This is a genomic window from Rathayibacter sp. KR2-224, assembly GCF_049446075.1.
Taxonomy (GTDB): domain Bacteria; phylum Actinomycetota; class Actinomycetes; order Actinomycetales; family Microbacteriaceae; genus Humibacter.
Window position 1 is genome coordinate 1,584,355 of record NZ_JBMSEB010000001.1, and the last position, 18,088, is coordinate 1,602,442.

The window sequence follows — 18,088 nt, forward strand, 5'->3', positions numbered from 1 at the left end:
GCATCGCATCCGTGGATTGCCGCCGACGAGGAGGCTACTTGACGGAGCCCCCCGCGGCGAGGATCTTCTGCTCGGCGGAGCCGGAGACCTTGTCGACCGCGACGTTCAGCTTCACGGCGATGTCTCCATCGCCGAGAACCTTCACCTTTTCGTTCTTGCGAACGGCACCCTTGGCGACCAGGTCGCTCACGGTGACGTCGCCGCCCGCCGGGTAGAGCTCGGCCAGCTTCTCCAGGTTGACCACCTGGTACTCGACGCGGAACGGGTTCTTGAACCCGCGCAGCTTCGGGGACCGCATGTGGAACGGCAGCTGACCGCCCTGGAATCCGGGACGCACCTGGTAACGAGCCTTCGTACCCTTGGTGCCTCGACCGGCCGTCTTGCCCTTCGAGCCCTCACCGCGTCCGACGCGGGTGCGGTCCTTCTTCGCGCCGGCGGCCGGGCGGAGGTGGTGCACCTTGAGAACCTGCGGGCGTGCGACCACGTCAGCGTCCTTCTTCGCGGCGGGCTTCTTCGCTGGGGCCTTCGCGGCCTTCGCGTCGTCGGCCTTGGCGGCTGAGGTCTCCGCCTTCTTGGGCTTGGCGTCTGAGCTCTTCTCGCCCTTGGCCGCTGTGCTCGCCTTCTTCGCAGCGCCGGCTTTCGCCGCCGTGCTCGACGCTTCGGCCGTGCCGGCCTCAGCTTTTGCCGTGGTCACCTTGTCGGAGTCGTCCGACTTCTTCTGTGTGGCCATTAGTCGATCTCCTCAACCTTCACCAGGTGAGCGACGGTCTTCACGTAGCCCCGGTTCTGCGGGGTGTCCTCGCGAACGACGACGTCCCCGATGCGCTTCAGCCCCAGGCTGCGCAGCGTGTCGCGCTGGTTCTGCTTCTCACTGACTTTGGACTTGATCTGGGTCACTTTGAGCTGCGCCATTACGCACCAGCCTTTGCGGTCCGTGCGGCCTCAGCCGCCTGTGCCTCTGCACGCAGCAGGCGCGCGGGGGCGACCTCGTCGAAGTCGAGCCCACGGCGGGCGGCGACGGCGCGAGGCTCTTCGAGCTGCTGAAGCGCCGTCACGGTCGCGTGCACGATGTTGATGGTGTTCGACGAACCGAGCGACTTGCTCAGAACGTCGTGGATGCCTGCACACTCCAGCACGGCACGCACCGGGCCACCGGCGATAACACCGGTACCGGCTGCGGCCGGACGAAGCAGCACCACACCGGCGGCGGCCTCACCCTGCACCGGGTGCGGGATGGTGTTGCCGACGCGCGGGACGCGGAAGAAGTTCTTCTTCGCCTCCTCGACACCCTTCGAGATCGCCAGCGGCACCTCACGGGCCTTGCCGTATCCGACGCCGACGAGACCGTTGCCGTCACCGACCACGACAAGCGCGGTGAAGCTGAAGCGACGACCGCCCTTGACCACCTTCGAGACGCGGTTGATGGTCACGACGCGCTCGAGGAACTGGCTCTTGTCTGCGTCGCGGCTGCCGCGGTCACGGCTCTGGTTGCGGTCACGGCCGCCGCGGCGGTTGTCACGCGCGTCACGGCTCGTGGTGTCCGTGCCTGCTGCAGTCTCAACGGGCTTGTCCGTAGTCGCCTGCTCCGCAGTCGTCTGCTCGGCCACGTCCTGCTCCTTCTTGTTCTCTGCGTCGCTCACAGGCTCAGCCCACCTTCCCGGGCTCCTTCTGCGATGGCCGCGACGCGGCCCGCGTACTTGTTGCCACCGCGGTCGAAGACGACCTCGGCGATGCCCGCCTGCTTCGCGCGCTCGGCGACCAGTTCGCCGACCTTGCGGGCCTTGGCGGTCTTGTCACCGTCGAACGTCCGCAGATCCGCCTCGAGGGTGGATGCCGACGCAAGGGTGTGGCCCTTGGAGTCGTCGACCACCTGCACGAAGACGTGCCGCGCGGAGCGGGTCACGACCAGGCGCGGACGCGTATCGGTACCGACGACCTTCTTGCGAAGTCGTGCGTGCCGGCGGTCGCGTGCCGCTGACTTGCTCTTGACGCTCATGCTTACTTACCAGCCTTTCCGGCCTTGCGGCGGACGACCTCGCCTGCGTAGCGGATGCCCTTGCCCTTGTACGGTTCCGGCTTCTTGATCTTGCGGATGTTCGCCGCCGTCTCGCCGACGGCCTGCTTGTCGATGCCGGACACCGTGATCTTGTTGTTGCCCTCGACGGTCAGCGTGATGCCGGCAGGCGGCTCAACCGTGACCGGGTGGGAGAAGCCGAGCGCGAACTCGACGGACGAGCCCTTCTGCGCGACGCGGTAACCCGTGCCGACGATCTCGAGGCCCTTGGTGTAACCCTCGGTGACGCCGATGATCTGGTTGTTGATCAGAGTGCGCGTGAGGCCGTGCAGCGAACGCGAGTTGCGCTCGTCGTCCGGACGCGTGACGAGAACCTGGTTCTCCTCGAGCTTCACCTGAATGGGCTGCGCCACGGTGAGCGACAGTTCGCCCTTCGGGCCTTTGACGGTCACATCCTGGCCAGCGACCTTGACGTCGACGCCTGCCGGGATGTCGATGGGGAGTCTTCCGATTCGGGACATCTTGCTACCACACGTAGGCGAGGACTTCCCCGCCGACGCCCTTCTTCTCGGCCTCGCGGTCGGTGAGCAGACCGGAGGAGGTGGACAGGATGGCGACGCCGAGGCCGCCGAGCACGCGAGGCAGCTCCGTCGACTTCGCGTACACGCGCAGTCCCGGCTTGGAGACGCGCTTGATGCCCGCGATGGAACGCTCGCGGTTCGGGCCGAACTTCAGGCTCAGCGTGAGGGTCTCGCCGACGCGGGCCTCGCTGATCTTCCAGTCCGAGATGTAGCCCTCGTTCTTCAGGATGTCGGCGATGTTGGTCTTCAGCTTCGAGCTCGGCATCGACACCGAATCGTGGTACGCCGAGTTCGCGTTGCGCAGTCTGGTCAGCATGTCTGCGACCGGATCTGTCATGGTCATGGGTTGTTTCCTTCGTTCACCAGGTTTCGGGGCCCTTTACAAGGGAACCGACCTGCGGTGGTCCCGCTGCCGGTCGGCAGCGGGTGGGTTGGGTCTCAGTCGTTCGACTTGAACGGGAAGCCGAGCGACTTGAGCAGCGCGCGGCCCTCGTCATCCGTCTTCGCGGTCGTCACGACGGTGATGTCGAATCCGCGAACCCGGTCGATCTTGTCCTGGTCGATCTCGTGGAAGATCGCCTGCTCCTGCACGCCGAACGTGTAGTTGCCGTGGCCGTCGAACTGGCGGTCAGACAGGCCGCGGAAGTCGCGGATGCGCGGCAGCGCCAGCGCGAGCAGGCGGTCGAGGAACTCCCAGGCGCGGTCGCCGCGCAGCGTGACGTGTGCGCCGATCGGCTGGCCCTCACGCAGCTTGAACTGCGCGATGGACTTGCGTGCCTTGGTGACCTGCGGCTTCTGACCGGTGATCTTGGTGAGGTCGGCGATGGCGCCGTCGATGATCTTGCCGTCGCGGGCGGCGTCGCCGACACCCGTGTTGACGACGACCTTCACGAGGCCAGGGACCTCGTGAACGTTGCCGTAACCGAACTGCTCCTTGAGCTGCGCGGCGATCTCGTTCTTGTACTTCTGCTTGAGGCGCGGCTGGATCTTGCCAGCCGGCGCGGCAGTTGCGGTGTCGGTCATTACAGGTCCTTACCTGACTTCTTGGCGTAGCGGACGCGAACGGTCTTGGTCACGCCGTTCTTCGTCACCTTCTCCTCGCGGAAACCCACGCGGGTCGGCTTCTTGGTCTCGGGGTCGACGAGCGCCACGTTCGACACGTGGATCGGCGCCTCGTGCGTCTCGATGCCACCGGTCTTGGATCCGCGCTGGGTCTGCCCGACCTTGACGTGCTTGGTGACGTAGTTCACGCCCTCGACGACGACACGGTTCTGCTCGACGAGCACCTCGATGACGCGTCCCTGCTTGCCGCGGTCTCCGCCGCGGGCCTGGGTCGCGCCCGAGATGACCTGTACCAGGTCGCCCTTCTTGATGTTCGCCATGGGTCAAATCACCTCCGGTGCCAGCGAGATGATCTTCATGAACTTCTTGTCGCGAAGCTCGCGACCGACCGGTCCGAAGATGCGGGTTCCACGGGGGTCGCCGTCGTTCTTCAAGATCACTGCTGCGTTCTCATCGAACTTGATGTACGAGCCGTCTGCACGGCGCGTCTGCTTCACGGTGCGGACGATGACCGCCTTGACGACGTCGCCCTTCTTCACGTTGCCGCCTGGGATGGCATCCTTCACGGTCGCCACGATGACGTCGCCGAGGCCGGCGTACCGGCGGTTGGAGCCACCGAGCACGCGGATCGTCAGCAACTCCTTGGCGCCGGTGTTGTCGGCGACCTTGAGTCGGGATTCCTGCTGAATCACTTCTTACAACTCCTTGTCACAAGCAAGCCGACGGCCTACTTGGCCTTCTCGAGGATCTCGACCAGGCGCCAGCGCTTCGTGGCGCTGTACGGGCGGGTCTCGTTGATGATGACGAGGTCGCCGATGCCGGCAGTGTTGTTCTCGTCGTGCGCCTTCACCTTGTTGGTGCGGCGGATGACCTTGCCGTACAGCGGGTGCTTCACGCGGTCCTCGACCTCGACGACGATGGTCTTGTCCATCTTGTCGCTGACGACGTAGCCGCGACGCGACTTGCGGTAACCGCGGGCGTTCACGTCCTTGACGTCGTGCGCCGCGTGCTCGTGGCCGGTGGCGGTGGTCTCAGCCTTCTCGGTCTCAGCCTTGGTGGCAGCCATTACTCCGCCTCCTCCTTCGTCTCGGTCGACGCCTCAGCGGCGTCGGCCTTCTTGCTGGTCTTCTTAGTGGCCTTCGCAGGAACCTCGGCCGGGGCCGGCGTCGCACGGATGCCGAGCTCACGCTCGCGGATCACGGTGTAGATGCGGGCGATGTCGCGCTTGACTGCACGCAGACGGCCGTGGCTCTCGAGCTGGCCGGTTGCCGACTGGAAGCGCAGGTTGAACAGCTCTTCCTTGGCCTTCTTGAGTTCGTCGACGAGCCTCTCGTCGTCGAACGTGTCGAGTTCAGAGGAGACAAGCTCCTTGGATCCGATCGCCATTACGCGTCGCCCTCCTCGCGCTTGATGATGCGTGCCTTGAGGGGCAGCTTGTGGATGGCACGGGTGAGTGCCTCGCGGGCCAGCGTCTCGTTGACGCCGGCGACCTCGAAGAGCACGCGGCCCGGCTTGACGTTCGCGACCCACCACTCCGGAGAACCCTTACCAGAACCCATGCGGGTCTCGGCGGGCTTCTTCGTGAGCGGACGGTCGGGGTAGATGTTGATCCACACCTTTCCGCCACGCTTGATGTGACGCGTCATGGCGATACGAGCTGACTCGATCTGACGGTTCGTCACGTAAGCGGGCGTGATGGCCTGGATGCCGAACTCGCCGAAGGTGACCTTCGTGCCACCGGTCGCCTGGCCGCTACGGCCGGGGTGGTGCTGCTTGCGGTGCTTGACTCTGCGGGGAATCAACATGGTTATGCACTGGCTCCTTCTTGCGCGGGCGCCTCGGCCTGTGCACGCGGGGCACGGCGCGGGCGGTCGCTGCGCTCCGGGCGGCCGGACTTGGCGGCAGCCTGCTCGCGAGCGAGTTCCTTGTTCGTGATGTCGCCCTTGTAGATCCAGACCTTCACGCCGATGCGGCCGAAGGTGGTCTTGGCCTCGTAGAACCCGTAGTCGATGTTCGCGCGCAGCGTGTGCAGCGGCACACGACCCTCGCGGTAGAACTCCGACCGGCTCATCTCCGCGCCACCGAGGCGACCGGAGACCTGGATGCGAACACCCTTGGCGCCTGCGCGCTGAGCACCCTGCAGACCCTTGCGCATCGCACGGCGGAATGCCACGCGAGCGGAGAGCTGCTCGGCGATGCCCTGAGCGACGAGCTGGGCATCCGCCTCCGGGTTCTTCACCTCGAGGATGTTGAGCTGGATCTGCTTGCCGGTGAGCTTCTCGAGGTCGGCGCGGATGCGCTCGGCCTCTGCCCCTCGGCGACCGATCACGATTCCGGGACGTGCGGTGTGGATGTCCACACGCACACGGTCACGGGTGCGCTCGATCTCGATGCGCGAGACGCCTGCTCGGTCGAGCTGCGTCTTCAGCAGCTTGCGGATCTTGACGTCTTCGGCGATGTAGTCGGCGTAACGCTGACCGGGCTTCGTGGAATCCGAGAACCAGCGCGACACGTGGTCCGTTGTGATTCCCAGACGGAAGCCGTAGGGGTTTACCTTCTGACCCATTACTTCGTCCCCTCGTCAGGAGTGGCCAGCACAACGGTGATGTGGCTGGTGCGCTTGTTGATGCGGAACGCGCGGCCCTGCGCACGGGGCTGGAAACGCTTCAGCGTGGTGCCCTCGTCGACGAAGGCGCGGCTCACGTAGAGGTCCCGCTCGTCCAGGTACTGATTCGAGGCGTCGGCCTTCACCCGGGCATTCGCGATTGCGGATGCTACGAGCTTGTAGACCGGCTCGCTCGCACCCTGCGGCGCGAACTTCAGGATGGCCAGGGCCTCCTGTGCCTGCTTGCCGCGGATCAGGTTGACGACGCGACGAGCCTTCTGAGGCGTAACGCGGATGTGTCGCACGCGTGCGATCGACTCCACCATTTCTTTCTCCTCCTTATGCCACCGCGTCAGCGGCGGCGACCCTTCTTGTCGTCCTTCACGTGTCCGCGGAAGGTGCGCGTCGGGGCGAACTCCCCGAGCTTGTGGCCGACCATCGTCTCTGTGACGAAGACGGGGATGTGCTTGCGACCGTCGTGAACGGCGATCGTGTGGCCGAGCATGGCCGGCACGATCATCGATCGACGCGACCACGTCTTGATGACGTTCTTGCTGCCGGACTCGTTCGCACGGACCACCTTGGTAAGCAGGTGCTCGTCGACGAAGGGGCCCTTCTTGAGACTGCGAGGCATCTTCTTCTAACTCCTACTTGCGCTTCTTGCCGGTGGTGCGGCGGCGGACGATCAGCTTGTCGCTTTCCTTGTTCGGGTGGCGCGTGCGGCCTTCCTTCTGACCCCACGGGCTGACCGGGTGGCGACCACCTGAGGTCTTGCCCTCACCACCACCGTGCGGGTGGTCGATCGGGTTCATCGCGACACCGCGGACGGTCGGGCGAACGCCCTTCCAGCGCTTGCGGCCGGCCTTGCCCCAGTTGATGTTCGACTGCTCGGCGTTGCCGACCTCGCCGATCGTGGCGCGGCAGCGGGCATCCACGTTGCGGATCTCGCCTGAGGGCATGCGCAGCTGTGCGTACGGGCCGTCCTTCGCCACGAGGCGAACGGATGCTCCCGCGGAGCGGGCGATCTTCGCGCCGCCACCCGGCTTCAGCTCGATCGCGTGCACGACGGTACCCGTAGGGATGTTGCGCAGCGGCAGGTTGTTGCCAGGCTTGATGTCAGCGCCGGCGCCCGACTCCACGATGTCGCCCTGCTTGAGCTTGTCGGGAGCGATGATGTAGCGCTTGGTGCCGTCCACGAAGTGCAGCAGCGCGATGCGCGCGGTGCGGTTCGGGTCGTACTCGATGTGCGCCACCTTGGCGTTGACGCCGTCCTTGTCATTGCGACGGAAGTCGATGACGCGGTACTGGCGCTTGTGGCCACCGCCGATGTGGCGAGTGGTGATGCGGCCCTGGTTGTTGCGGCCACCGGTCTTCGACAGGGGGCGCAGCAGCGACTTCTCGGGCGTCGACCTGGTGATCTCGGCGAAGTCGGCCACGGACGAGCCGCGACGACCCGGGGTCGTCGGCTTGTACTTGCGAATAGCCATGGTTGTTCCCTTGCTCCTTAGCCGACAGCCGTGAAGATGTCGATGGAACCGGACTTGAGGGTGACGATGGCGCGCTTGGTGTCCTTGCGCTTGCCTGCACCGAAACGGGTGCGGCGCGTCTTGCCCTGACGGTTCAGCGTGTTGACGGATGCGACCTCGACCTTGAAGATCTTCTCGATCGCGAGCTTGATCTCGGTCTTGTTCGAGCGGGGGTCGACGAGGAAGGTGTACTTGCCTTCGTCGATGAGCGAGTAGCTCTTCTCGGACACGACCGGAGCGATGATGACGTCGCGCGGGTCCTTGTTGATGCCGGCCATTACGCGTTCACCTCTTCCTTCTTCGTCGCTGCTGCCTTCTGCTTGGCTGCGACGAAGGAGTCGAAAGCAGCCTTGGTGAAGACGATGTCGTCGGAGACGAGCACGTCGTAGGCGTTGAGCTGGTCGAACGTGATGTTGTGCACCGTCGGGATGTTGCGCACGCTCTTGACACCCGTCTCGTCGCCGCGCTCGGTCACGACCAGCACGTGCTTGGAGGAGGAGATGGCCGAAAGCAGCGAGACGGCATCCTTCGTCGAGGGAGCGTCGCCTGCGATCAGCGACTCCACGACGTGGATGCGCTGACCGCGTGCGCGGTCGCTCAGAGAACCGAGCAGAGCGGCTGCGATCATCTTCTTCGGGGTGCGCTGGGCGTAGTCGCGCGGCGTCGGGCCGTGCACGATGCCACCACCGGTCATCTGCGGTGCGCGGATCGAACCCTGGCGGGCGCGTCCCGTGCCCTTCTGCTTGAACGGCTTGCGGCCGGCGCCGGAGACCTCTCCGCGGTTCTTGGTCTTGTGCGTGCCCTGTCGCGCTGCTGCGAGCTGCGCGACGACCACCTGGTGGATCAGCGGAACGTTGACCTGAACGTCGAAGATCTCCGCCGGCAGCTCGACGGTGCCGGTCTTCTTGCCGGCTGCGTCGAGAACGTCGATCGAGGTAGCCATGTGACTACGCTCCCTTCACTGCGTTGCGGACGAAGACGATGCGGCCGCGAGCGCCGGGAACCGCGCCCTTGACGAGCAGCAGGCCCTTGGCCGCGTCGACCGAGTGCACCGTGAGGTTGAGCACGGTGACGCGCTCTGCGCCCATGCGACCGGCCATGCGCATGCCCTTGAACACGCGGCTGGGCGTCGAGGACGCGCCGATCGAACCGGGCTTGCGGTGGTTGCGGTGCGAACCGTGCGAGGCGGAGACGCCCTTGAAGTTGTGGCGCTTCATGACGCCGGCGGTGCCCTTACCCTTCGAGGTTCCGACGACGTCGACCTTCTGGCCGGCCTCGAACGTGGCCTCGACGGTCAGCTCCTGGCCAGGGGCGTAGTCGGCGGCGTCCGCCGTGCGCACCTCGGTCAGGTGACGACGAGGCGTGACGCCCGCCTTGTCGAAGTGACCGGTGGCCGGCTTGTTCACCTTGCGCGGGTCGATGGCGCCCGTGGCGATCTGCACGGCGCTGTAGCCGTCGACCTCGGGCGAGCGCACCTGCGTGACGACGTTCGGCGCGATCTCGACGACGGTCACCGGAATGAGCTTGTTGTTCTCGTCCCACACCTGGGTCATGCCGAGCTTCTTGCCGAGCAGACCCTTGACGGTCTTGGTCTCAGTAGTAGACATGGATGGACCCCTACAGCTTGATCTCGATGTTGACGTCGGCCGGCAGGTCGAGACGCATGAGCGAGTCGACGGCCTTCGGAGTCGGGTCGATGATGTCGATCAGCCGCTTGTGCGTGCGCATCTCGAAGTGCTCGCGGCTGTCCTTGTACTTGTGGGGCGAACGGATGACGCACACCACGTTCTTCTCGGTGGGGAGCGGCACCGGCCCGACGACCTGAGCGCCGGCACGGGTCACCGTGTCGACGATCTTGCGCGCCGAGGTGTCGATGACCTCGTGGTCATACGACTTAAGCCGGATGCGGATCTTCTGTCCCGCCATATCTGACTCTCTCTCTACTGTTCAGGCGTCTTACGGCGGTCAGGGCCGCATTGGACGCGTTCGCGTGTCAACGCTGTGTTGTCAACGCTTATTTGGGGCGCCACGTGGTGCCGCACCGCTGTTCATCTGTCAAGGGCGAACGGATGCCTCTGCTTGCGCTCAGGCATCCCTCGCCTCTCACCGACCCCCGCTCCCGGGCGTGTCGCCCTGGAGGAAAGCACATGGATATCCCATGGGCTTGCGAATGTCGGTCAGCTTTTCGTTCTTCTACCCGCGGCCTAGCCTGAACTTCGAGGACACGATCCGCGGTCGGTACGACCCTCGGAATCAACCAGCTCGAAGCGGCTATGCACTGCCTGGCAGTGATCCGGTGAGCAGCGCGGGGGCGCGCAGCACCGAAATGTTGAACCCCAAAAGCTTGCCAGATTTCGGGGGTTCGTGCAACTCGGGCGTGTCGCGGTCGACGACGCGTCTGGCAGCAATCTTCCGCACGGTGAGAATGTGCGGTCAGAGGCACATTATCCTGGGGAGACGGTCGCGGCGCCGTCGGGGAGACAAAGTGACATTTCGGCAAGCTTTGAGCGTCATCTGGCAACGACGGCTTTTGATCATCGCCGTTGTCGTTCTGGCGGTGGCGGTGGCCGGCGTCTTCCTTGCGCGGCAGACGCCGGTGTACACGTCGTCCACGACGCTGCGCATGAGTGCGCTCGCGACGAGCGCGTCGTCCAGCGGCCAGATCGGCACGGCAGCTGTGGACTTCGATGCGGAGAGCATCACCTCTCCTGCCGTGCTCGACCCAGCGGCGAAGAAGCTCGGCGAGCCGCTGGCAGCCTCCGCCTCGTGGGGCGCGGCCTACAGCCTCGCCCAGGCATCGTCGCAGACGCAGGCGAACGTGATCACGGTCACGGTCAACGGAAGCAGCGCAGCGCAGTCGCAGGCCAGGGCGAGCGCCATCGCCACGTCGTACAACACCTACCTCAAGGGTCAGCTCGCGAAGGCGCGAGCTGCGGCACAGGCGCAGGCCGCCAAATGGAACGCGTCTGCCGAGGCCTACCAGGTGCAGGTCACGGCGAATCCGGCGAACTCGATAGCGCAGTCCAACCTCGCCAACGCCATCAGTTCGCTCGCCAGCGCGAACAACACGATCAACAAGATCGACAACGGCGGCGAGCCCCTCACCGTGACGAAGGCGGCAGCTCCTGGCGCGTTCCAGGGCACGAGCCCCGCGATCGCGTTGGCGGTCGCCATCATCGCCGGGCTTGTCGCCGGCATCGGCATCGCCCTCATCTGGGACGCGTTCGACGACCGGCTGCGCCCAGACGATGACCTCGAGGCACTGACCGGCGCACCGGCGCTCGGCGAGCTGAGCCTGGACAAGCGGATGCAGCGGCGCGGCGATTGGCTCCCGGCCGCCGGCAGGAAGCGCACGGCTCTGAACGAGGGCCTGCGCGCGCTGCGCACGACGCTCCAGGTGCTGCTGCCGCAGGGCAACGACGTCGTCGTGCTGACGAGCGTCGAGCCGGGGGACGGCAAGACGTTCATCTCCTCCAATCTCGCTCTCGCGTGGGCCAGGACCGGCAAGCGGGTCGTGCTCGTGGGCGGCGACCTGCGCAAGCCGGGGCTGGACGAGTATTTCGGCGAAGTGGCGAACGGTCCCGGCCTTACCGAGCTGCTGCAGGCCGCCGCCGTGCACGGGTCGGCGCCGAGCGTCGACGAGATCGCCGCCAATCTGAACCGCACCAAGTTCCGCGGCCTGAGCATCCTGCCCGCCGGATCGGAGCCCTGGGATCCCGCCGACCTGCTCGCCGTCGACGGACTTGGCGAGATCATCGCCGCGCTGCGCTCCCTGTGCGACATCGTCGTGATCGACTCGCCGCCGGCCCTTGCGCTGGTGGACGCGAGTCTTCTGGCCGCGCATGCCGACGGGGCCGTTCTCGTGGCATCCATCAGACGCACGAGGCGCAAGCTGCTCGGCGAGACGGTGCACGCCCTTGCTGGCAACGGCATCTCGGTGCTCGGCGTCGTGGCCAACCGCTCGAAGCGGCGCATCCCGAAGTCGTATTCCGCCTACTACGGCGGCTCGGGAGGAGCCGCGAAGCGCCGTCCGCCTGTCGCCACCACAGCCGAGGAGCAGGAGCCGGAAGCCGCGTTCGACTTCGACGAGGACTTCGTGAGTGAGCCGGCCGAGCCCGCAGAGCGGAACGTCGGCCGCGGGACGACGCGGAACGCTCAGCAGCACGACGACCGGTCGGATGCCCATCGCGGCTCCTCTGAGGACGAGAAGGTCTGACCATGCCAGGCTCGACGTCATCCGACGTGGGAAGCCCCGGCGTCGAACGCGATGTGACGAGCATGCTGTTCGTGTGCACCGCGAACCAGTGCAGGTCGGTCATGGCCGAGGCCATCGCCCGTCGCAGGTTCGCGGGAGCTCCGTTCGTCTTCGGATCGGCCGGTCTCATCGAGGGCGGCAGGCCCATGCCCCCTAACGGTCAGCTCGTGGCCAGGGAATCGGGCTTCGACATGTCTGCTCACGTCAGTAGGCGGGCCGCGGCGAGCGACCTCGGCGGGTGGGACGTCGTCCTCACCATGACGAGAAGTCACGCCCGTGAGCTCGTGGCCGCCGATCCGGGGCTGTGGCCCCGCGTCTTCACACTGCCGCAGTTCGTGCGGTGGCTCGACGAGCATCCACCCCGTAGGCATGTGCTGCTGAAGGAGTGGATCGAGCAGGAGGCCGAGGACCGCCCGCGCTCGGAGATGATCGGATCGAGTTCGGACGACGACATCGCCGACCCGGTCGACGGGCCACCCGATGCGTGGCGGGAACTCGTCGCCGAACTCAGCGATCACATCGACCGGCTGGCCGGGCACCTCATCCCGGGTGGCGGCTCTGCGCTCACGGGCACGGCAGCGGCGCGCAGCTCGAGGTCGCGGTAGGCGCCCTGCGGCACCACTGCTGCCACCGCTAGACGCCCATCCAGTCGGAGATGCGGGCACCGAATGTGGAGCCGTCGAAGACCTGGGCTCGCCGGCGGCAGGCATCCGCGTCGGCCTGAAGCGCCGTCTCGACCGCACGCCGCAGCTCGGCGGGGTCGGTGGAAGCGAACAGGGAACCGGTGACACCGTCGAGCACGGTTTCCGCTGCCCCGCCGATGGCATTCCCGACGACCGGCGTGCCTGCGGCCATCGCCTCGACCGGCATGATGCCGAAGTCTTCGATCGGGGCGAAGAAGAAGACCGCAGCCCTGCGGTACAGGGCGCGAAGCAACGCGTTCGACGGACGCGGCACGAACGTGACGCGCCCGGGATGCTCGGCCGCAAGAGCCGCCAGCCGCTCCCGTTCGGGTCCGTCGCCCGCGATCACGACGGGCAGGTCGGCCGCCACGCCCGCCGCGATCGCCAGGTCGAGGCGTTTGTAGGGCACGAAGCGGGAAGCGCCCAGCAGGAATCCGGCAGGCAACGCGTCGAGCACCGCCAGCTCGCTCGGCGTGAGTTCCTCGTCACCGCCTGGGAAGACGCTGAGGTCGACCGGCGGGTAGATCACCGTGCTTTCGCGGTCCCAGCACCGCTCGACCCTGGCGGCGATGAACCTGCTGTTCGCCGCGATCTTCACGGGCTCCTGGGCGCGTCTGCGGTCGATCGAACGCAGCGGGGCTGCGATCGCCCTGGCGAGCGCGCCGTCGCCGCGCTGGTCGATCTCGGGCTCCCAGATGTACCTGGCGGGACTGTAGGTGTAGACGAACTTCGGAACGTCTCGCTCCGGCCGTCGCATGCGCGCGTGATGTGCGAAGAGGTGGGTGCAGCACAGCAGCCAATCGGCATCCGCGACCGCGGGCAGCCTGCGCCACCACTCGAGCAGGAACGGCATCGACGCAGCCTTGTGCCTGCGCAGCGGGGTCTTCGCCAGCCAGCTCTCGCTGACCCGGCCCGCGCCGTACCTGTCTGGAACGTCGTCCCACGGGACGACGATGGGGGCGCCTGGGAAAGCCTCGGCGAGGGCATCCACAACGCGTTCGCCACCGCCCACCGACTCCATCCACTCGTGCACGATGACACCAGTCACTGACGCTCCCCCGATCGCGCTCCGCCGCGCGCGGAGTGCTGCAACGCGCGCCTCACCTCAGCGGCTCCTGCGCGCGCGCAAGCAACGGTGCCAGCACCGCGCGGTATTCGGCGACGCGATCCGCCCAATCCGGCACGTCGACGGGCGGCGCCGTCGGCTGCCAGTGCCCGAGACAGGCGGCGACGGCAGCGGGGAATGCGTCGGGCGCAGCGGTCGTCACCCGAGCCTCGTCGCGGAATCCCGCAACGGCCGTGCTCACGACCGGTCGCCCGACCGCCAGGTACTCGTACAGCTTGAGCGGGTCGAGGCTTTCGGTGAACTCGTCGACGACGTGCGGAACGATCAGTACGTTCGCGTGCTGCAGGTAGCCGGGCACCTCGTCGCGCGGTCTCGCACCCGCCAGCAGGATTCGCGGATGCCCGCTGAGCCTTCCGGTGTTCTCCTGCGTCAGCGCGTTCGGGCCGACGAGCACGACGGCGCCTTCGGTCAGCGCGTCGGCGGTTCGCACCACGAGGTCGACGTCGAGTCTGTCCTCATGCAGCGTACCGACGTAGAGCGCGATAGGGCCGGCTGGCAGGTCGGAGGGCCTTGGCACCTGGCGACGGTACCTGGCGACGTCGACCGCGTTGGGAATGAGCCGCACCGACCTATGGCTGCTCTTCGATCGTTGTAGACCGGGTGAGCAGACGACCACCTCGTTGCAGCGACGCAGCAGCTCGGCGTCGGCGTCAGCGATGCGCTCGTGTTCGCGTGCCCCGCGCTCGGCAAGCACCCAGTCGTCCGTCACGTCGTACAGGCTCGGCCAGCCGAAGGCATCCAGAAGCGGCGACTGCCCAGGGTCGTTGATCCACAGCACGCCGTGCCGCCACCCCGAGCGTGACACCGCCCGCCGGATGCCTGCGCTCACCAGCTCGTCAGCCATGCGTCCGACCCGGCGCGGAAGCACCTTCGTCGGCTGGTACAGCCGCAGCCGTCCGTCGTAGCCGTCGGCCACACGCAGGCCTCGGCCGATCGACGCACGCCTGTGCGACGCGAGCGCGTAGAGCGGGTCGGCGGCCGGCTCGACGAACAGCACCTCGAGCTCGTCGTCGGCCCTGAGCAGACCGTCGATGAGGTATTGGTTGCGACGCCACACGTCGTCCCAGGGCTCGAGCGATGCGACGACCACACGCTTCGATCCCCGCGAGGCGTGCGCTGCGTCGTCGACCGGACGCCTCAGTGCCGTGTCGTTCACGAGGCCGCCACTCGCGTCGCGGCAAAGCGGCGTCGTGAGGCGTCAGCGCGCGCAACCGAGTCGAGCAGCGCCACGGTCGCCGCCGTCTGGGCGGCCACTCCGAACTCCTGGCGCTGGCGCGACCTGAGCTCTCTGCCGTACTCGTGCCGCCGCTCCGGATCGGCGAGCAGACGGGAGATCTCGCGTGCCGCTTCGTCCGCGTCGCCCGGGGCGAAGAGCGCGGCATGCGGCACGGAGCCCACAGTTTCCAGGTGGCCCCCACCCGCCGCGGCGACCACTGGGAGACCGTGCGCCATGGCCTCGAGCACGGCGAGACCCAGTCCCTCTCTCGGGGTGGGTGCAACGAGCACCGACGCACGGCGCAACCAGTCGGACACGTCGTTCTGAAAGCCCGCGAACTCGACCGAATCGGCCACGCCGAGTTCTGCGGCGAGCGCGATCAGGGCATCCTTCTCGGCGCCGTCCCCCACGATCACGAGACGCCATCCGGGCGGCCGTTCCGCTGCCGCCCACGCGCGGACGGCGACATCGGTCGCCTTCTCGCGCTCGAGCCGTTGCAACACGAGCAGGAACGGCTCGCGCACGGCGTCGTCGACGTCGGGAACCTCGCTCACCCCGGTGTGCACGACGACGCTCTCACCCTCGATGCTGTCGGCGACGAAGCGCGAGATCGCCAGCTGGGCAGCGATCCGCCGGCGTGCAGCCGCCGCCAGGACTTTGTTGACGGCGTTGCTGCCCCTGCGCGCTGCGAAGTGCCGAACGCTCACGACCGGTGCACCGCCTGCGGCTCTGGCCGCGGCACCTGCCAGATCGGCGAGCGTCATGTGCGTGACGACGACATCCGCGTCGGTCAACCGCCGAAGGGTGCGGAACGCTGCAGCAGCCGTCGCCGCCGGATGCCAAGCGATGTCCGCTGAACCGAGCGCGGCGCCCATGGTGTCGGGGCCGCCCCCGATGACGGTGACGCGGCATCCCTCCGCGGTCAGGGCGAGGGCCGACTGCAGCACGTAGCGTTCGACTCCCGCGAACGCCTCGGAGCAGACGACATGCACCACGTGCATCGGCCCACCCGGAGGCCTCACCGTGCGTCGCGGCCCGACAGCCCCCGTCTCGACGGCCACCGGCCCGTGCCGGAACAGTGCCGCCCGCCTTCGCGCAGCCGCCCCGCGCTCCCCGGGCAGAACGGATCCGCGCACGGCGGCGCCGACGAGCGTTCCTGCCCGGTAGAGCTGCCATCCCGCCGGCCCGTAGTGCTTGCGGATGTATCGCTCGGCGCTTCCGTAGAAGTGGCGTTCGCGCTGGCGCGGGTCTCCACCCGTGCCCCCGCCCTCGTGCGTGGCGGCGACGTCGGCGACTGCTATGTCCCAGCCACGTGACCGAGCTCTGCGCTGCCAGTCGGTCTCCTCTGCGTAGAGGAAGAACCGCTCGTCGAGCCGTCCGACCTCCTGCAGCGCCTCGCGCCTGAGCAGGAGCGCGGAGCCGATGGCGAAGTCCCGCCTGCGCCGCAGCCCGCCGAGGCCGACGGCCTCGATCCATGCGCCGGCGGGGGTGGGGAAGGGCCACCACACTCGCACCCCGGCGCCCGTCTCGGGATCCGTCTGGGTCGCGCCGACTGCTGCCCGCCGCTGTGCAGAATGCAACAGCTCGTGCATCGTGCGCACGCCTTCAGGGGAGATCCTGGCATCCGGGTTCAGCAGGAGTACGTCGCGCGTGCCCTCTCCGCATGCCTCGATGGTTTCGAGTCCGAGGTTGACGCCGCCGGCGAACCCGAGGTTGCGCCCGGCGTCGACGTAGCGCGCACCGTGGCGTTCGGCGAGCGTGCGCGTCTCTGGAAGCGACGAGTTGTCCACGATGGTCACAGGCAGGCCGCTGCCCAGTTCGGCAAGACATCCCTCGAGCGGTGCGGGCGACCCGTACGCCACGATCAGCACGTGCGGATCCTGCGCGGCGCCGGCGTCCCCTCCACCCAGGACCGACTCGTACATCGCCTTCTGCATGCTTGCCACGTTCTCCCAGGTGAATCGCACAGAGCGCTGCAGCCCCCTCGCCCGCAGGTCGGCCCAGCACGTGGGCTCGAGAGCGCGCGCGATGGCGTCGGCGAGCCGACGCGGGTCGGCCGACGGCACCAGCAGGCCCGCGTCGCCCACCACATCGGGGATCGCGCCCGTGTCGCTCGCGACGACGGGCACGCCAGACGCCATCGCCTCCACCGCCACGCGGCAGAACTGCTCGAGCCACGTGGCGCGGGCCAGCGACGGCACGGCCAGCACGTCGAGTTCGCGGTACCGGTCTGCCAGTTCCGGCCCACTCGCGAAGCCGAGGAAGTGAACCCGGTGCGCCATGCCCAATTGCACGGACAGTGCCTCCAGCTCGGCGCGCTGCGGCCCGTCACCGGTCAGTCGCACCTGCCAGTCCTCGTGGCCGGCCGCGGCACGCAGCAGCACGTCGACGCCCTTGTGCGGCTCGAGTCGCCCGACATACCCGACGACCTTCGAACCGTCTGCGGGAGGCACGCGATCAGCAGGAGCGAACGTGCGAACGTCGACGCCGAGCGGGATGTGGACGGCCGGACCTCCGAGTCCTTTGGCCGTGAGGATCTCTCCGGCCTCGACATTGCAGACGTATGCACCTGAGGCACCATGGAGCGCTGCGCGTTCCAGCCATCTGAAGGGGATGGGAAAGCGCTTGCGGATGTTCTGCGCCGAGTAGAGGACGTACGGCGCGGTGGAGCGGCGCAGCCGCCCGATGAGCAGCACCTCGGCCGTGGCGAGAGAGTTGGGCTCCTCATGCAGGTCGATCAGGTCTGGCCGCTCGCCGATCGCTCGCCAGATGGGGCGAGGATCGTAGGCGAAGACACTCGGATGCCCGCCCACAGTGGCGGCGCCGCGCACGAAGTCGTCACCGCCCGGCTCGAGCGCGACGTCGCGGCCACCCTCGTTCCACACCTTCGACGACACGAGCTCGACATCGACGCCGAGGCGCCGCAGCTCCCGCTCGCGCTGCCGCCACGCGGACACTACCGCGTGGTGGGCGATGCGGAGCACCTTCATGGCTGGCCTGACGGTCGGGTGAGTGGTCCT

General features: G+C 67.4%; 25 protein-coding genes. 2 read left to right on the plus strand and 23 right to left on the minus strand.

The features are described 5' to 3' along the window. Positions 1–34: 34 nt before the first annotated feature. From rplO to rpsJ, 20 genes are all read right to left on the minus strand, one after another. Positions 35–730, minus strand: a complete 696-nt coding sequence (gene rplO / locus ACO2Q7_RS07220; protein WP_423354925.1) for a 50S ribosomal protein L15 — start codon at positions 728–730, stop codon at positions 35–37. Continuing rightward, the gene (gene rpmD, locus ACO2Q7_RS07225) at positions 730–912 is read right to left on the minus strand and encodes a 50S ribosomal protein L30 (protein ID WP_210416002.1); all 183 of its coding nucleotides are present in this window, start codon (positions 910–912) and stop codon (positions 730–732) included. Before rpmD ends, rplO begins: the two co-directional genes overlap by 1 nt. Beyond that, positions 912–1,640 carry a 30S ribosomal protein S5 gene (gene rpsE, locus ACO2Q7_RS07230; RefSeq protein WP_423354926.1) on the minus strand — a complete coding sequence of 243 codons (729 nt, stop codon included), beginning with the start codon at positions 1,638–1,640 and terminating at the stop codon, positions 912–914. Before rpsE ends, rpmD begins: the two co-directional genes overlap by 1 nt. Then, complete coding sequence (rplR, locus tag ACO2Q7_RS07235; protein WP_423354927.1) at positions 1,637–1,996, minus strand: 50S ribosomal protein L18; 360 nt, start codon at positions 1,994–1,996, stop codon at positions 1,637–1,639. Before rplR ends, rpsE begins: the two co-directional genes overlap by 4 nt. Positions 1,997–1,998: 2 nt before the next feature. Beyond that, complete coding sequence (rplF, locus tag ACO2Q7_RS07240) at positions 1,999–2,535, minus strand: 50S ribosomal protein L6 (protein ID WP_423354928.1); 537 nt, start codon at positions 2,533–2,535, stop codon at positions 1,999–2,001. Between the two features lie 4 nt (positions 2,536–2,539). Continuing rightward, positions 2,540–2,938: a 30S ribosomal protein S8 gene (rpsH, locus tag ACO2Q7_RS07245; protein ID WP_423354929.1), complete on the minus strand. Its 399-nt coding sequence runs from the start codon at positions 2,936–2,938 to the stop codon at positions 2,540–2,542. Positions 2,939–3,033: 95 nt separating this feature from the next. After that, positions 3,034–3,618: a 50S ribosomal protein L5 gene (gene rplE / locus ACO2Q7_RS07250; RefSeq protein WP_423354930.1), complete on the minus strand. Its 585-nt coding sequence runs from the start codon at positions 3,616–3,618 to the stop codon at positions 3,034–3,036. Beyond that, complete coding sequence (gene rplX, locus ACO2Q7_RS07255) at positions 3,618–3,977, minus strand: 50S ribosomal protein L24 (protein ID WP_423354931.1); 360 nt, start codon at positions 3,975–3,977, stop codon at positions 3,618–3,620. Before rplX ends, rplE begins: the two co-directional genes overlap by 1 nt. Before the next feature lie 3 nt (positions 3,978–3,980). Then, a complete protein-coding gene (gene rplN, locus ACO2Q7_RS07260; RefSeq protein ID WP_423354932.1) occupies positions 3,981–4,349 on the minus strand; it encodes a 50S ribosomal protein L14 in 369 nt (122 codons plus the stop codon). Between the two features lie 35 nt (positions 4,350–4,384). Continuing rightward, complete coding sequence (gene rpsQ, locus ACO2Q7_RS07265) at positions 4,385–4,723, minus strand: 30S ribosomal protein S17 (RefSeq protein WP_423354933.1); 339 nt, start codon at positions 4,721–4,723, stop codon at positions 4,385–4,387. Then, entirely contained in the window at positions 4,723–5,043 is a 321-nt protein-coding gene (rpmC, locus tag ACO2Q7_RS07270) for a 50S ribosomal protein L29 (protein WP_423354934.1), read from the minus strand. Before rpmC ends, rpsQ begins: the two co-directional genes overlap by 1 nt. Next, entirely contained in the window at positions 5,043–5,462 is a 420-nt protein-coding gene (gene rplP / locus ACO2Q7_RS07275; RefSeq protein ID WP_423354935.1) for a 50S ribosomal protein L16, read from the minus strand. The genes rpmC and rplP overlap by 1 nt, the downstream gene beginning before the upstream one ends. A 2-nt stretch (positions 5,463–5,464) precedes the next feature. Then, complete coding sequence (gene rpsC, locus ACO2Q7_RS07280; RefSeq protein WP_423354936.1) at positions 5,465–6,223, minus strand: 30S ribosomal protein S3; 759 nt, start codon at positions 6,221–6,223, stop codon at positions 5,465–5,467. After that, on the minus strand, positions 6,223–6,588 hold the full coding sequence (gene rplV / locus ACO2Q7_RS07285) for a 50S ribosomal protein L22 (protein ID WP_325454887.1): 366 nt from the start codon (positions 6,586–6,588) through the stop codon (positions 6,223–6,225). Before rplV ends, rpsC begins: the two co-directional genes overlap by 1 nt. A gap of 26 nt (positions 6,589–6,614) precedes the next feature. Continuing rightward, complete coding sequence (rpsS, locus tag ACO2Q7_RS07290; protein WP_022900930.1) at positions 6,615–6,896, minus strand: 30S ribosomal protein S19; 282 nt, start codon at positions 6,894–6,896, stop codon at positions 6,615–6,617. 13 nt (positions 6,897–6,909) lie between these two features. After that, positions 6,910–7,749, minus strand: coding sequence for a 50S ribosomal protein L2 (rplB, locus tag ACO2Q7_RS07295; protein WP_423354937.1), 840 nt, complete (start codon positions 7,747–7,749; stop codon positions 6,910–6,912). 17 nt (positions 7,750–7,766) lie between these two features. Continuing rightward, a complete protein-coding gene (gene rplW / locus ACO2Q7_RS07300) occupies positions 7,767–8,066 on the minus strand; it encodes a 50S ribosomal protein L23 (RefSeq protein ID WP_423354938.1) in 300 nt (99 codons plus the stop codon). Further along, a complete protein-coding gene (rplD, locus tag ACO2Q7_RS07305; protein ID WP_423354939.1) occupies positions 8,066–8,731 on the minus strand; it encodes a 50S ribosomal protein L4 in 666 nt (221 codons plus the stop codon). The genes rplW and rplD overlap by 1 nt, the downstream gene beginning before the upstream one ends. A gap of 4 nt (positions 8,732–8,735) precedes the next feature. Continuing rightward, positions 8,736–9,395, minus strand: a complete 660-nt coding sequence (rplC, locus tag ACO2Q7_RS07310) for a 50S ribosomal protein L3 (protein ID WP_423354940.1) — start codon at positions 9,393–9,395, stop codon at positions 8,736–8,738. 10 nt (positions 9,396–9,405) lie between these two features. Further along, entirely contained in the window at positions 9,406–9,714 is a 309-nt protein-coding gene (gene rpsJ, locus ACO2Q7_RS07315) for a 30S ribosomal protein S10 (RefSeq protein ID WP_022900935.1), read from the minus strand. A 559-nt stretch (positions 9,715–10,273) separates the two neighbouring features. Between rpsJ and ACO2Q7_RS07320 the strand changes: the two genes are divergently transcribed. Further along, positions 10,274–12,004, plus strand: a complete 1,731-nt coding sequence (locus ACO2Q7_RS07320; RefSeq protein ID WP_423354941.1) for a polysaccharide biosynthesis tyrosine autokinase — start codon at positions 10,274–10,276, stop codon at positions 12,002–12,004. A gap of 2 nt (positions 12,005–12,006) precedes the next feature. Continuing rightward, positions 12,007–12,648 carry a hypothetical protein gene (locus ACO2Q7_RS07325; RefSeq protein WP_423354942.1) on the plus strand — a complete coding sequence of 214 codons (642 nt, stop codon included), beginning with the start codon at positions 12,007–12,009 and terminating at the stop codon, positions 12,646–12,648. A 28-nt stretch (positions 12,649–12,676) separates the two neighbouring features. On the opposite strand, the gene ACO2Q7_RS07330 is transcribed toward ACO2Q7_RS07325, so the two are convergent. Genes ACO2Q7_RS07330 through ACO2Q7_RS07340 form a run of 3 tightly spaced genes read right to left on the minus strand, consistent with a single transcriptional unit; the run spans position 12,677 to position 18,058 of the window. Further along, the gene (locus ACO2Q7_RS07330) at positions 12,677–13,774 is read right to left on the minus strand and encodes a glycosyltransferase (protein WP_423354943.1); all 1,098 of its coding nucleotides are present in this window, start codon (positions 13,772–13,774) and stop codon (positions 12,677–12,679) included. A gap of 52 nt (positions 13,775–13,826) precedes the next feature. Then, on the minus strand, positions 13,827–15,008 hold the full coding sequence (locus ACO2Q7_RS07335; RefSeq protein WP_423354944.1) for a glycosyltransferase: 1,182 nt from the start codon (positions 15,006–15,008) through the stop codon (positions 13,827–13,829). Further along, the gene (locus tag ACO2Q7_RS07340) at positions 15,005–18,058 is read right to left on the minus strand and encodes a glycosyltransferase (RefSeq protein WP_423354945.1); all 3,054 of its coding nucleotides are present in this window, start codon (positions 18,056–18,058) and stop codon (positions 15,005–15,007) included. Before ACO2Q7_RS07340 ends, ACO2Q7_RS07335 begins: the two co-directional genes overlap by 4 nt. Positions 18,059–18,088 lie beyond the last annotated feature (30 nt).